General features: G+C 47.1%; 13 protein-coding genes. 8 read left to right on the forward strand and 5 right to left on the reverse strand.

What is annotated here, in order from left to right; all coding sequences use genetic code 11:
- Positions 1–59 precede the first annotated feature (59 nt).
- Together ACFQ45_RS14395 and ACFQ45_RS14400 are read right to left on the reverse strand one after the other, a co-directional pair.
- Positions 60–1,007 carry a Gfo/Idh/MocA family oxidoreductase gene (locus ACFQ45_RS14395; RefSeq protein WP_377368896.1) on the reverse strand — a complete coding sequence of 316 codons (948 nt, stop codon included), beginning with the start codon at positions 1,005–1,007 and terminating at the stop codon, positions 60–62.
- 145 nt (positions 1,008–1,152) lie between these two features.
- Entirely contained in the window at positions 1,153–2,367 is a 1,215-nt protein-coding gene (locus tag ACFQ45_RS14400; protein WP_377368898.1) for a LysR family transcriptional regulator, read from the reverse strand.
- 267 nt (positions 2,368–2,634) lie between these two features.
- On the opposite strand from ACFQ45_RS14400, the gene ACFQ45_RS14405 reads away from it, so the two are divergent.
- The 3 genes from ACFQ45_RS14405 (at position 2,635) to aroQ (ending at position 4,783) form a co-directional block, all read left to right on the forward strand.
- Positions 2,635–3,489, forward strand: coding sequence for a shikimate dehydrogenase family protein (locus ACFQ45_RS14405; protein ID WP_377368900.1), 855 nt, complete (start codon positions 2,635–2,637; stop codon positions 3,487–3,489).
- A 122-nt stretch (positions 3,490–3,611) separates the two neighbouring features.
- The gene (locus tag ACFQ45_RS14410; RefSeq protein WP_377368902.1) at positions 3,612–4,280 is read left to right on the forward strand and encodes a GntR family transcriptional regulator; all 669 of its coding nucleotides are present in this window, start codon (positions 3,612–3,614) and stop codon (positions 4,278–4,280) included.
- 53 nt (positions 4,281–4,333) lie between these two features.
- The gene (gene aroQ, locus ACFQ45_RS14415; RefSeq protein WP_377368904.1) at positions 4,334–4,783 is read left to right on the forward strand and encodes a type II 3-dehydroquinate dehydratase; all 450 of its coding nucleotides are present in this window, start codon (positions 4,334–4,336) and stop codon (positions 4,781–4,783) included.
- Positions 4,784–4,880: 97 nt separating this feature from the next.
- On the opposite strand, the gene ACFQ45_RS14420 is transcribed toward aroQ, so the two are convergent.
- Together ACFQ45_RS14420 and pcaQ are read right to left on the reverse strand one after the other, a co-directional pair.
- The gene (locus ACFQ45_RS14420) at positions 4,881–5,822 is read right to left on the reverse strand and encodes an AEC family transporter (protein ID WP_377368906.1); all 942 of its coding nucleotides are present in this window, start codon (positions 5,820–5,822) and stop codon (positions 4,881–4,883) included.
- Positions 5,823–5,883: 61 nt separating this feature from the next.
- Entirely contained in the window at positions 5,884–6,825 is a 942-nt protein-coding gene (pcaQ, locus tag ACFQ45_RS14425) for a pca operon transcription factor PcaQ (RefSeq protein ID WP_377368908.1), read from the reverse strand.
- A gap of 258 nt (positions 6,826–7,083) precedes the next feature.
- Between pcaQ and ACFQ45_RS14430 the strand changes: the two genes are divergently transcribed.
- The gene (locus tag ACFQ45_RS14430) at positions 7,084–8,940 is read left to right on the forward strand and encodes a bifunctional sugar phosphate isomerase/epimerase/4-hydroxyphenylpyruvate dioxygenase family protein (RefSeq protein WP_377368910.1); all 1,857 of its coding nucleotides are present in this window, start codon (positions 7,084–7,086) and stop codon (positions 8,938–8,940) included.
- A gap of 54 nt (positions 8,941–8,994) precedes the next feature.
- Here the strand turns inward: ACFQ45_RS14430 and ACFQ45_RS14435 are convergent, their stop codons facing one another.
- Complete coding sequence (locus tag ACFQ45_RS14435; RefSeq protein WP_377368912.1) at positions 8,995–9,888, reverse strand: LysR family transcriptional regulator; 894 nt, start codon at positions 9,886–9,888, stop codon at positions 8,995–8,997.
- Between the two features lie 93 nt (positions 9,889–9,981).
- On the opposite strand from ACFQ45_RS14435, the gene leuC reads away from it, so the two are divergent.
- From leuC to asd, 4 genes are all read left to right on the forward strand, one after another.
- On the forward strand, positions 9,982–11,409 hold the full coding sequence (leuC, locus tag ACFQ45_RS14440) for a 3-isopropylmalate dehydratase large subunit (RefSeq protein ID WP_377368914.1): 1,428 nt from the start codon (positions 9,982–9,984) through the stop codon (positions 11,407–11,409).
- Between the two features lie 9 nt (positions 11,410–11,418).
- Complete coding sequence (gene leuD / locus ACFQ45_RS14445) at positions 11,419–12,069, forward strand: 3-isopropylmalate dehydratase small subunit (protein WP_377368916.1); 651 nt, start codon at positions 11,419–11,421, stop codon at positions 12,067–12,069.
- Positions 12,070–12,078: 9 nt separating this feature from the next.
- Positions 12,079–13,158: a 3-isopropylmalate dehydrogenase gene (leuB, locus tag ACFQ45_RS14450; RefSeq protein ID WP_377368918.1), complete on the forward strand. Its 1,080-nt coding sequence runs from the start codon at positions 12,079–12,081 to the stop codon at positions 13,156–13,158.
- A 67-nt stretch (positions 13,159–13,225) separates the two neighbouring features.
- Entirely contained in the window at positions 13,226–14,344 is a 1,119-nt protein-coding gene (asd, locus tag ACFQ45_RS14455) for an aspartate-semialdehyde dehydrogenase (protein ID WP_377368920.1), read from the forward strand.
- The last annotated feature ends 153 nt before the right edge of the window (positions 14,345–14,497 follow it).

Raw genomic sequence — 14,497 nt, forward strand, 5'->3', positions numbered from 1 at the left:
AATTTAAATAGACAAAAAAGCAGGACCTAGGCCCTGCTTTTTATAGAAAATATCGGAACTTAATCTTCTAGGCAAAGTTCAAGTTTGTGCAGTGTTTCCATTGCATCGATAGCTTGAGTCACACAAGAGTTTGGTGCGCGGCCTTCTTGGATGGCAGCGATGAACTCACGATCCTGCAGTTCGATACCGTTATTGGACACGGCAACACCAGAAAGATCGATCTTGTTTTCTTTGCCGTCATACAGATCATCGTAACGAGCAATGTAGGTGCCATTGTCACAGATGTAACGGAAGAAAGTACCAAAAGGACCGTCGTTGTTGAAAGACAAAGACAGAGTACAAATGGCGCCGCTTGGAACTTTCATACCAATGCTCATATCCATCGCAATGCCTAGCTCTTCATGGATTGGGCCTTGTAGCGCTTGTACTTTAGTCGATACTTCGCCAGTTTGGTATTGGAACAAATCTACTGTGTGGCAAGCGTGGTGCCATAGTAGGTGATCAGTCCAAGAACGAGCTTGGCCAAGAGCATTCTTATTAGAACGACGGAAGAAGTATGTTTGAACATCCATCTGTTGAACTTTTAGTTCGCCAGCTTGGATTTTGTTGTGGATCCACTGATGTGAAGGATTGAAGCGGCGAGTGTGGCCGGCCATGGCAACTAAGCCAGTACGCTTCTGTACTTCAACAACTTTACGTGCGTCTTCAATATTATCCGCCATTGGGATTTCAGACATCACGTGCTTGCCTGCTTCCAAACACTGAATCGTTTGTGCGGCGTGCATTTGAGTAGGGGTAGCAAGAATCACCGCATCAACGTCGTCACGAGCCAATGCTTCTGCTAAATCTGTGGTGTAGTGTGGAACGCCGCGCTCTTCTGCGAAGGCTTTAATAGCGTCAGGTTTAGTGCCGACAACAGAGATTACTTCTGCGCCTTCAATTGCCGCAATGGCATCCATGTGTTTCATGCCGAACGCGCCAGATGCGCCTGCAATACAAATTCTCATGTTATTCGCTCCTGATTGTTATCATCACGATGTGTTGGGCTTAAGCCGTATTTTTGTGTGCTTCAATCTAGCACTCAAGTCTAAAAGGCGATAATCGATAAACCGCGCACATCATTCAAAATATGCATAGCATGTATGAAAATCTCTACCTGAAATTTTCTGATATATCACGTAGCACGGATAGAAAATGTGACTGAGTTATGGTTGGAAGCCAGTTTTTACGGACACATAACCCAATCGGACGACGTGTATGCTCTAACGGAAAGTCAACACAGTCGAGCAAATTGATATTGATTTCCCGCTCAACCTGATGAGCCGAGATTAACGTTAAACGGTCACTTTCAAGTAATAATTCTCGAATTAGGATCTGTGAGCTGGATTCTACAATACGCAAAGGCTTGGGCGTGTTTGCATCAGTAAAGATGGCTTCAAATGCCTGTCTTGTTGGCGTTTTTTCCGCAGGTACTACCCAAGCGTATTTCGCCAGATCGGCGGCACTTACCTTAGTCTGTGATAACAGCGGATGCCCTTTACGGCAAACAATGGCTAAAGGGGGGTTCCATAGGGCTTCTTGAACCACATCATCCGCAGGAGATGGGTAGCGCAGGGCTCCCAAAATCATATCGATATCCCCTTGGCGTAAATGCTGTAACAGGTCAGGGTAGGGGCCTTCGATGACTTTAACGTTCACATCCGGATGACGTTCGTTAAATTTCAAAATGGATTTCGGCAGTATGGTGGTACGAGCCAAAGGCATACTGCCAATGGAGATGGTACTGACATCTCGAAACTGCAGGGCATTGATTTCATAAACCCCTTGGCGCAACTCACTGAATGCAAGCTTAGTGGCTTTGGATAGGGTTTTGGCAGCCCGAGTAGCACTGATACCAATGCTGTTTTTCTCAAATAAGGTGACACTTAGCAGTTTTTCAAGATCCCGGGCGGCACGGTGTACAGAGGACTGGGACACACCTAGGTTACGGCTTGCGATGCTAAAGTTTTGGGCTTCACAGACAGCAACCAACGCCTTGAGTTGGGTCGTGCTAATTTGAGCCATCATGTTCTTAGGCACCGCATCACGAGGATTATGCTCTTTTAAAATATCGTCTGTTGCGTCATTTAAATAATCCAACGCCCGTGACACACGCTTTTGCCAAGCTTCCCCTGCAATGGTGGGATACATGCCATCAGAGTGCCGTTCAAATAAAGAGACACCAAGTAGCTTTTCTAGCTTGGCAATGGCTTGTGTGATGGCGGGTTGGGACAAATAGATACTTTCTGATGCACGGGTAATGCTTTTCAGTTCGGTCACCGAAAGAAAGACTCTCAAGTGTCTGAGGTTGGGGATTTGCATGTCCATCTTGGTACCTTGAAGCAACGAAATTTAGATGACTATATCAAAAATGAATGGCAATTCCATAATAAGTATTAATATAGCTCAGTTTCTGCAAAGTCGTGGCGTGCTTGGGTTAGAGGGCTTACACAAAACATAATTGACTTTTTGAGTTGCAAATATAACGAAATCGTTATTTGACCCATTTCAAAAATATAGGATACTTTTGCTAATATTCAATATTTGAAAGATTGGCAGCGGTAAGCTGCCTCGTTCCACCTGGGGATAACAATAATGTATAAACTCGGCTTAATTGGTCAAAACATCAACGCCTCACGTTCTCCTGCTTTGCACAGAATGTTGGGTGCTCTAAACAATCTACCTGTCACTTATGATCTGCAAATTCCAACAGACAGTAGTCCTGAAGCCTTCAGCAAGAAGCTGGATGAGATGTTGGTAGAAGGATTTACAGGTACGAACGTCACCTTCCCATATAAACAAATTGCCATTGAGCGCGCTGATGAAGTGAATGATGCTGTGCTTAAAACAGGTGCCAGCAACACTCTTCGTATCAAAGATGGCAAGATTTCAGCCTTTAACACTGATTACACAGGCTTCATTCGTGGTTACCGTGGTCGTGTAGGGGATTTGCCTGCTGGTAAGGTTTTGCTTATTGGCGCTGGTGGTGTCGGCCGTGCAATTGGTTTCGCCTTATTTGAAGTGGGTGCTACGGAAGTGATGGTATCCGACCTTAATCCTGCCGGTGCTCAATCCTTAGTCGATGCGATCAATGAAGCGGGATACAGTGCTAGATATGTGCCCGCTGAAGCGGTTGGTGAGGCTGCAAAAGCTGCTGATGGCTTGGTTAACTGTACTCCTGTAGGGCATTACACCACACCAGGTATTCCTTTGGCTCCAGAGCACTTCGGCGATCAGTCTTGGGCGTTTGATGCGGTTTATACTCCGATCGACACAGAGTTTCTGATGGCTGCCAACAGCGCAGGATTAAAAGTGGTCTCTGGTTTCGATCTCTTCTTCTATCAGGGCATTGATGCATTCGAGATCTTCACCGGACAGCCAGTGCAAAACATAGAGCCGGTTTGGAATGAGTTCTGGGAAAAATACGAGATCGTCAGCTCACTTATTTAAACGCAATGTTTATTATTGTGTTTGCCAGTTAACAGCGACTGTATTCCTGTTTAGAATACAGTCGCTAAATATCAGTGAGTTGATATTTGGGTATAAAAAATCATAAGAGCCCGAATCCGCACATGCTAGAAACTGTAGAAAAGAAATTAGTTGGCCAATCTGTGTACGAGCAATTGCGTACCGACATCATGACAGGGCAACTTACTCCTGGGGCAAAGCTTAAGCTTAACCTTCTAAAGGCGCGTTATGGCGCCAGCGTCAATACACTGCGCGAAGCACTGATGCGACTGGTGTCGGATGGGTTCGTGCGCTTCATCGATCAAAAAGGTTTCAGTGTTCAAATGGTGTCGAAAGACGACCTATATGAGCTACTGGAGCTGCGCACCATGTTAGAAACCACGGGACTTGAAAAGTCTATGACCAATTCTTCGGGCCTGCTTGCATGGAAATCGGAGATGGTGGCTGCCCATTATCGTTTAAGCTGTATGGAAGAGTTAATGCTTCAAGATGAGCGTGCTCACGTTCAGGCTTGGGAGCGTGCTGACCGAGACTTTCATATGACAATGGTAGCAAACTGTGGGTCTCACCAGATGATCCGCTACCACGGATCCATCATTGAACAGTATATGCGTTATCAGCTTCTGGCGTTGCAGAAGCGTCCCTTTAGGGGAAGCAAATCCCTTGGGGAGCATAAAGAATTGCTAGAAAGAATCATGCAAGGAGATGTGCCCGGAGCCATAGCAATGTTAAAGCATCACATTGCACAAGGCGCTAATAACCCCGGATCATAATCTCGTTTTTACGCTCATTTAGAAATGAGCTTGTTTATTTGAGGAAGAATCCTATGGCAACAATTATCGTTATGAACGGCCCTAATTTGAACCTTCTTGGTCAGCGTGAGCCAGACCAATACGGGCACGAAACCCTTGCGGATGTTGAGGCCCTATGTATCGAAACGGCAAAGCAATATGGCCACGACATCGACTTTCGTCAGTCTAATCATGAAGGAGTGCTAATCGATAGCATCCATGAAGCAGGCCGTCTTATTAAAGAAGGTAAAGTCTTAGGTGTGGTATTTAACCCAGGTGCCTACACTCATACATCGATTGCTTTGCATGACGCCATCAAAGGTGCTGAAGTGCCTGTGATTGAAGTGCATATTTCTAACGTTCACGCCCGTGAGTCCTTCCGTCATCATTCTTACATTTCCCCTTGTGCTACTGGCATCATTGTTGGATTTGGTGTCCAAGGTTATGCCTTGGGTATTCAAGGTTTGGTTAACAAGCTTTCGTAATCTATATCTGATTTACGAGAGACACAAAAAAGCCGTCAGCGAAAGCGAGACGGCTTTTTTATGTGGGACAGTTTTTTTAATGATAAGTATTTGATAGCTATTGAATGCTCAGTACTTGCAAAACCACCATCAAGGTAAAGAAAGAAGCGATGGTAGTGACTAATAAAGTGCTGGCACAGATGGCGCGCTGTCCATAAGCACTGCCAATAATAGGATAGATGCTCATCATAGGAACTGCGGCAATTAAGATGCCCCCTAAAATCATCGTCTTATCCACCCCTGGCATCAAAAACAGCATGACGCCTACGGCAATAGGGTGAAGCACTAACTTTCCGAAAGTCACTATCGTAATGTCACGGGCATTTCCTTTAACGCTATTTCCAACCAAAGAGCCCCCAAGCACGATCAAGGCCAGCGTCGCAGAGGCGCCAGACAGCATTACTAGCACCCGGTCTGCCGTGGCAGGTAAGTCTACATGGAGATTTGACGCGACTAATCCCGCCGTGACCGCAATAATGAGCGGGTTTTTTGTCAATCGTTTTGCGGTGGCCTTAAGCATGGACCAAGTGCTTCTGTCTCCTCCTTGTGAAGAGCTGAATTCTAGAATCATAAAGGTCACGGGTAATACGACAATGTTTTCGATGATCAGCGCCATGGTAAAGGCCGCTGTGGGCGGGTTGCTGAACGCAAGAAGCATCACTGGGTAAGCGAAGAAGGCAGAGTTAGAGTTTGCCATGCCCACGCCCCGAATGGTGGATTCGCTCAAAGGGCGTTTGAAAATCTTACTGTATAAGAATAAGCCCCCAAACAGCATGATGAGTGAGCCAATCATATAGCCAAAGAAATACGATGGGATGATGACCTCGTCAAACTCCATCCGAGCAAGGGTGCTGAAAATGAGAGCAGGGAGGGTGAAGTAGATCACCACCTTGGACATGCTGACCATGCCATCTTCAGAGACCAGCTTGGTTCTTACGGCAATGAAGCCCAAAATCATTAGAATGAAAATAGGGGCAGTGGTGGTAAGTATGTTTCCCATAGGTCTATCAAATGTCCTTATCTGGCAAAAGCCAAATCAATGCAAAGGAAAAGTTAGACGATTAATGGTCTTGAGGATTGTAGTAATTGTCTAACGTTTTGGCTGTGTCGCGCACGGCATTCATAAAAAGCTGCAATAGCATTGAAGGTGCGGCATCCGCCCGAGTGGTTAAGCCTACTGGGCCGAGGGTTTCTTTCGTATCAACCGGTAGTTCTGCTAATTCACCATCAGCGATTTCTCGGGCAACAACACCACGGGAGATAATAAAAATCGCATTACTCATACGTAAGAACTCTTTACCAAAGGAGTCCGAAATGGTGTCGATTCGATCTGAAATATTGCCAACGCCTTGCGACAAAAGGAATCGATCAACAGATGGCGCGGTAATCGAATCCTTCGGTGGGTAGAGCACAGTGTAATCTGATATGTCTGCTACTTGGAAGTTGGATTTCGTCAAAAGCGGGTGTTCAGGGCGAACAGCAAAGGCCACTTGCTCTGAATAAAGGTGCTGAAAGGAGAGGCCAGACATGGCTTCTGGCATACCTAAACGGCCTACCACTAAATCCAGTTCACCCACGCGTAATTGGCTCATAAGCAAGGAGTTGGAGCCCGTCACCAAGTGCAATCTGGCGTCGACACCCCCTTCACGAAACCGTTTTACTGCTTCAGGTAAGACACTTGTGGCTACGGTAGGTAACACCCCGATACTGATGTGACTTACCCCTTTTTGTTGCGCTTGGGCGACACGTTCAGCCCCTTCACGCAATGCTGCAACACTGGTGCTGGCATGTTCTAAAAACACATTACCAAAAGCTGTTAGCTCGATGCCTTTTTTACTGCGCTCTAAGAGACGCACCCCGAGAATTTCTTCCAACTCTTTTAGTTTCTTGGAGACTGCTGGTTGAGTCAAAGATAGGGCATCGGCGGCGCGAACCACACTGCCTTGGCGTGTCACTTCTAAGAAGCATTGCAGGTGGCGGTATTTGATGCGGTTCTCAAGCATGGGGGTCTCCAAATGGCCAACGAACTGAGGGGGTGAATGTGTGACCAGATTCTATAAAGGCAATCTATACTAAGGATAGCTGGATAGTAAGTCTGTATGTATTCCATTTTGGTATTATTTTTAATGTCTTATTTCATTAACGGTATACAAAGAAGGCGGATATCCTTTGTGTACAGCAATTAAATAACTTAAATGATAGGTTTCATAAAAATCTGTCTTTTTAATATAACCAAACTGATATGTAATAAGAGGCGTACCATGAAAACTGCGCTCGCAACGGTCACCATCTCTGGCACCTTAAAAGAAAAGCTTGAAGCGGCTGCAGAAGCAGGCTTCGACGGCGTTGAAATCTTCGAAAATGACCTCACCCAATACGAACGCTCTCCCCGTGAAGTCCGTAAAATGGCAGATGATCTGGGGCTAGAAATTATCGCACTCCAGCCATTTCGAGATATGGAGGGCATGCCAGAGCGTTTACGCCAACAAAAACGTGAAATGTTAAAGCGTAAGATGGATGTGGCCCATGAGTTGGGTACTAGCCGTTTGCTTATGTGTAGTAACGTGCAATCTTACGCTTCTGGTGACCGTGATTTGTGTGCAGCAGATCTCCGATTTCTAGCGGAAATGGCCGAAAAAGAAGGCATTATGCTAGGCTACGAAGCCTTGGCTTGGGGTTATCATATTGCCGATTACATGGACGCATGGGACTTGGTAAAACGTACCGATCACCCAAACTTGGGGATTAACCTAGATACCTTCCACATGTATTCCCGTGGCAACACACTGGATTGCCTACGTGATGAAATCCCAGTTGATAAAATCGCGTTGGTTCAAGTGGCGGATGCTCCAATCATGCCGCGCCAAGATTATCTGACTTATAGTCGTCATTCCCGCTGTTTCCCTGGTCAAGGAGACATGCCAGTGGTCGAATTCCTTCAAGTTCTGAAAGACAAAGGCTTTAACGACTACTTGTCCCATGAAATCTTTAACGACGAATTTCGTTCTTCTTCACCGATTGCAAAAGCCATTGATGGCATGCGTTCATTGATCTGGTTAGACGATCAAACGGTGTCTGCAGAAGAGCCTAAGTCCAAGCCCATTACTGTCCCAGAAGTGAAAGAGATCGAGTTCATCGAATTCGCCATTGAAGGGGAAGCCGGTGAGGACTTAATCAAAACACTGGCGCAACTCGGTTTCCATGAGACCCATAAACACGTGTCTAAAAACGTAAGTTTGATGCGCCAAGGGGACATCAACCTGATTTTGAATCGTGAATCCGCTAGCCAAGCCCATGAGCATTTCCAAAAACACGGTGTGTCGGTCTGTGCCTTAGGTTTCACGACAGAAAACGTAAAAGAAACTCTTACTATGGCTGAGCGTTACCGTGCTGAGCGTTTTACCAACCAAGCGGGTCCGGGTGAACTAAACATCCCAGCAATCCGTGGTATTGGCGACAGCTTGGTTTACCTTGTGGGTGCGAATAGCCGTTACCGCTTCTTTGATGTGGATTTTGAAGAAATCGAAGGCGTGAAAGGGGAGCAAGGTGTTGGTTTAACCCGTGTGGATCACATTGGACAAACCGTGTCTAACGTAGACTTCTTATCCGCAGGCTTTTTCTACAAATCTGTCTTCGGTTTTGATATTGAACCAAAACAAGATTTGCCAGACATTCATGGCTTGGTGGTAAGTCGTACGGCGACCAATAAGAGTAAGTCTGTGCGTATCCCAATCAATATGACCAACGCACGTTCCGCCTCAGCAGAGCGCTTTATGAAAAAAGCGGGGGGCTCTGGTGTACATCAAATCGCCTTCGCTTGTCAGGACATCTTTGCTGCAGTTAAAAACATGGATCAGGAAAAACAATTGCCGATCCCAGATAACTACTACCGTGATCTAGAAGCGCGCTTGGGTCTTGAGCCAGCGTTGATTAGGAAGCTACAAGATCACAATATCATGTACGACGAAAACGAAGACGGTGCCTTCTTCCACTGTTATACGGAAGAAGTGAGTGGTGTGTTCTTTGAAGTGTTGCAGCGTGTTGATGGTTATAACAACTATGGTGAAGCCAACGCCTATGTGCGCATGGCATCACAGGCACGACAAGAATTGAAGTAATTTAATTTCTTGTTTAGTCAGAACGAAAAGAGTCGCCCAGTGCGACTCTTTTTTTTATGGGATAAGAGGTCGCTCTGACGACGCATCTTGAAGCATGGCGATAAATGCACTGGCTGCCTGGCTCAAGGTGCGTTGTCTGTGATGAATAATGCCCAGCTTACGTTCGACGTTGAGTGCGGGCAGATTAAGCTCCACTAGTTGATCCCCCACTACGGTAGACGGGATAAGGGACCAGCCCCAACCAATACTGGCCAGCATGGCGAGGGTTTCCAAATTATTGGTACTCATACGTACTTGAGGACGCACCCCGTGCACTGCTAGTACCTTCTCCGCAATTTGCCGAGTAAAGGTGTTGTCGTGGGGTAATAAGCACGGATACTTAGCGAGTTCCACCACATCCACTTCTGTCCGTTGGGCAAGGGGATGGTCTACGCTTACCACACATTTTAAGGGGTCAGACCAAATGGGTATGGCGGTCAGCATCTGCTCAGATTGCCCTGAAAGGGTGATGACTCCAATTTCAGCTTCCCCTTTTAGCACTTGTCTATGAGCTTCTTCGGATTGAGTGAAGTCAATCTTGATCTCCGCTTGTGGGTAGCGTTGTTGGAAGGCTTTCAAGGTATTTGGTAATCGATGGAGGCCAATATGGTGGCTGGTAGTGATGTGTAGCTCACCTGTTACATCTTCCATTTGCAGGGACATACTGCGTTTGATGTCTGACAGGTCTTCTGCAATACGGCGGGCCTTTGGCAGCAGTCGATGACCAAACTCTGTGAGCTGTACCTTCCGGCCAATACGATCAAACAGCTTCACGTTGAGGCTTGATTCTAATGCCGCCACACGTTTGCTCACTGCGGGTTGGGTGACAAAAAGAGCCTCTGCAGCATCGGAGAAGGATTCGGTTTCGGCGACTTTGATAAAAGTCAGCAGTTCGGTAATGTCCATCATTCCAAATAATTATCCAAAACATGAAAAATATGAATTGGAGTAATTTAAAAGGACTGAGTACCATAACGCAATGCATATTTAGGAGAGAGAAAAATGGCAGGCAAAACTCTTTATGACAAGTTGTGGGACAGCCACCTTGTCCAGCAGCGTAACGATGGTAGTGCACTAATCTACATCGACTTGCAGCTACTACACGAAGTAACGTCTCCACAGGCATTTGAAGGCTTGCGTATGCACGGCCGTAAACCTTGGAGATTATCCTCAAGCTTGGCAACCCCAGATCACAACGTTCCAACGACTGTGGAAGAGCGTAAGAGCGGTGTGAATGGTATTGCTGACCCAGTATCTAAAATCCAAGTCACCACCTTGGATGACAACTGTGATGAATTTGGTATTACAGAATTCAAAATGACCGATGCTCGTCAAGGCATCGTACACGTAGTGGGCCCAGAGCAGGGCGCTACCTTGCCAGGTATGACGGTTGTATGTGGTGACTCTCACACATCGACTCACGGTGCGTTTGGGGCTTTGGCCCACGGTATCGGTACGTCTGAAGTTGAGCACGTATTGGCCACTCAATGTTTGGTGCAAAAGAAAATGCGCAACATGCTTGTTCGTGTGGACGGTGAATTGTCCTCTTACGTGACAGCAAAAGACGTTGTCTTGGCTATCATCGGTGCGATCGGCACCGCTGGTGGTACGGGCTACGCTATTGAATTTGGCGGCTCTGCTATCCAGTCTTTGTCAATGGAAGGTCGTATGACCGTTTGTAACATGGCCATTGAAGCGGGCGCACGTGTCGGCTTGATTGCCGTTGACCAGACGACCATCGACTACGTGGCGAATCGTCCTTATGCCCCTCGAGGCGCTCACTGGGATATGGCTGTTGAAGCGTGGCAAGACCTAGTGTCTGACACGGATGCAGAATTTGACGAAGTGGTTGTACTTAAAGCGGAAGACATCAAGCCTCAAGTGACCTGGGGTACATCTCCTGAGATGGTGATCGCAATTGATCAACCGATCCCCCGTCCAGAAGATCAAGACGACCAAGTAAAACGTGAAGGCTATGCTCGCGCATGGAAATACATGGGCTTGGAAGGTAAATCCACCTTGGCTGACATTACCTTGGACCGAGTGTTCATTGGTTCTTGTACTAACTCTCGTATTGAAGACTTACGCTCTGCTGCAGAAGTGGTAAAAGGCCGTAAAGTGGCTTCGTCCTTGAAGCAGGCCATCGTTGTCCCTGGCTCAGGCTTAGTGAAAGCGCAAGCGGAGCAAGAAGGCTTAGACAAAATCTTCACGGAAGCGGGGCTTGAGTGGCGCGAGCCGGGTTGTTCTATGTGTTTGGCCATGAACGCTGACAAACTAGGACAAGGTGAGCACTGTGCATCAACGTCTAACCGTAACTTCGAAGGTCGCCAAGGTTTTGGTGGTCGTACGCACTTAGTAAGCCCAGCCATGGCTGCCGCTGCAGCGATTGCCGGTCACTTTGTTGACGTAAACGAATTGGTTAAACAATAGGAGTCTAGAATGCGCCCATTTACGAAACACACAGGTATCGCAGCGCCGCTAGATTTGGCCAACGTCGACACCGACATGATCATTCCAAAGCAGTTCTTGAAATCCATCAAGCGTACTGGCTTCGGTAAAAATTTATTTGACGAGTTACGTTACGAAGACGAAGGCCAGCCTGACCAAGAATGCACTGGTCGCCCATTGCGCCAAGACTTCGTATTGAACTTGCCTCGTTACCAAGGTACCAGTGTTTTACTGGCCCGTAACAACTTTGGTTGTGGCTCTAGCCGTGAGCACGCGCCTTGGGCACTGGATGATTACGGTATCCGTGCTGTGATCGCCCCGAGTTTTGCAGACATTTTCTACAATAACTGCTTTAAAAACGGTCTATTGCCGATTGTTTTGAAGGAAGAAGAAGTGGATCAGCTATTCAAAGAAGTGGCTGCATCCGAAGGATACGAGTTAACCGTAGACTTAGAGTCACAAAAAGTTGTCACCCCAAGTGGCACCGAATTTGAATTTGAAGTAGATGCTTTCCGTAAGCACTGCTTGCTTAACGGCCTAGATGACATCGGCTTGACGTTACAAGAGTCTGATGCGATCCACGCCTACGAAGAAAAACGCATGAAACAAGCGCCTTGGTTGTTCGAAGCGCGCTCATTGTAAGGAATGAACATGTCTAAACAAGTATTAGTTTTGCCGGGTGACGGTATTGGTCCAGAGATCGTAGAGCAGGCGGTACGCGTATTGGACGCCGTAAACGCTTCATTTAACTTGGACATTGAGCACTCATCTGCTTTGGTGGGGGGTTCTGCTTATGACGAAACGGGCTCGCCACTTCCAGAAGAAACCCTTACTAAAGCGAAAGCAGCAGATGCCATCTTGCTTGGCGCAGTAGGCGGCCCGAAATGGGATGGTCTGGATATGTCTGTACGTCCAGAAAAAGGCCTACTAGGCTTGCGTTCTAACCTAGAGTTATTCGCTAACCTACGTCCTGCAATCCTTTACCCACAATTGGCAGATGCGTCCAGCTTGAAGCCAGAAATCGTAGCGGGCTTGGATATCCTGATCGTACGTGAATTGACAGGTGGTATTTACTTCGGTCAACCACGTGGTATTCGCACCCTAGAAAATGGCGAGCGAGAAGGCTTCAACACTTACGTGTACAGCGAATCTGAAATCCGCCGTATTGCACGCTCTGCATTCGAAGCAGCACGTCAGCGTGGCAAACGTGTTTGTTCAATCGATAAATCCAACGTACTGGAAGTCACCGTGCTTTGGAAAGAAGTGATGGAAGAAGTCGCTAAAGAATACCCAGACGTAGAGCTTTCTCACATGTTGGTGGACAACGCAGCAATGCAATTGGTCCGCGCACCGAAACAATTTGACGTCATGGTGACCGGTAATATGTTCGGCGATATCCTATCTGACGCCGCTGCCATGTTGACAGGTTCTATCGGTATGTTACCTTCTGCATCACTTAACGCAGAAGGTCGCGGTATGTACGAGCCTTGTCATGGCTCTGCACCAGACATTGCAGGGAAGGGCATCGCTAATCCATTGGCGACAATCCTTTCTGTTGCTATGATGTTGCGTTACTCGCTGGACGCTAAAGACGCAGCTGATGCGATCGAAAAAGCGGTGAGCGATGTATTAGACCAAGGTCTACGTACAGCAGATATTGCTTCACAGGGAAGCAAACCAGTAAGCACGTCCCAAATGGGTGACGCTGTGCTTGCTGCATTAAAAGCCTAAAATAGGCATTAACTCGGGATACTGCTCTTGGTATGAGTGGGCCCACCCAAAAAAAGGTAAAATAACCATGTCAAAACAAACTGTAGGTTTAGTCGGCTGGCGCGGAATGGTTGGTTCTGTGCTGATGAAACGTATGCGTGATGAGAACGACTTTGATCATATTGATCCGGTGTTTTTCTCCACGTCCCAAACGGGCCAAGCGGGCCCAGATATTGGTAAGGACATTCCGCTTCTTCAAGACGCAATGGACATTGAGTCATTAAAGAAGATGGACGTCATTATTACGTGTCAAGGTGGTGACTACACCAAAGCGGTCTACCCACAGTTGCGTGAGGCTGGTTGGAATGGTTACTGGATCGACGCGGCGTCTTCACTTCGTATGGACAAAGACGCCATCATCGTACTGGATCCAGTAAACCAAAACGTTATCAAGCAAGGTCTAAAAGATGGCGTTAAAACCTACGTGGGTGGTAACTGTACTGTTTCATTGATGCTTCTTGCGCTTGGTGGCCTGTTTGAAAAAGGTCACATTGAGTGGATGACTTCCATGACATACCAAGCAGCGTCTGGTGGCGGTGCCCGTCACATGCGTGAGCTACTGAACCAATTTGGTTTGCTTAACGCAGAAGTGGCAAACGAGCTTGCTGACCCAGCCAGTGCGATCCTGGATATCGACCGTAAAGTGGCAGAGAAAATGCGCTCTGGTACGCTTCCGACTGATCAGTTCGGCGTACCACTAGCAGGCTCTTTGATCCCATACATCGACAGCCAACTTGATAACGGCCAAAGCCGTGAAGAGTGGAAAGCACAGGCTGAATGTAACAAGATCCTAGGTATCGACGGCAACCCAATCCCAGTTGATGGTCTATGTGTTCGTATCGGTGCAATGCGTTGTCACAGTCAGGCGTACACCATCAAGCTAAACAAAGACATCCCAGTAGCGGATATCGAAGGCTTGCTTGCTGAGCACAACCAATGGGTAGACGTAGTGCCAAACGACAAAGAAGCAACAATGCAGCGTCTAACGCCAACTGTTGCGACTGGTACTCTAAACATCCCAGTGGGTCGTATCCGTAAACTGAACATGGGGCCTGAGTACATCAGCGCCTTCTCAGTAGGTGACCAACTACTTTGGGGGGCTGCAGAGCCACTTCGTCGTATGTTGCGTATTTTGATCGAAGACTAATTACCAATAGTCTTGAAACAAACACCAAAGCCCGCTTAACCAAGCGGGCTTTTTTGTGCAATCTAAAAACCTAACAACCAACTACAGTGGGAAATAAGATGGACTCGCCCTCCTAACTATGTGCCATGCTTAGTGTGCAAACAAAAGCCTGTT

The sequence above is a fragment of the Rhodanobacter aciditrophus genome (assembly GCF_042679525.1).
Taxonomy (GTDB): Bacteria; Pseudomonadota; Gammaproteobacteria; order Pseudomonadales; family Marinomonadaceae; genus Marinomonas; species Marinomonas aciditrophus.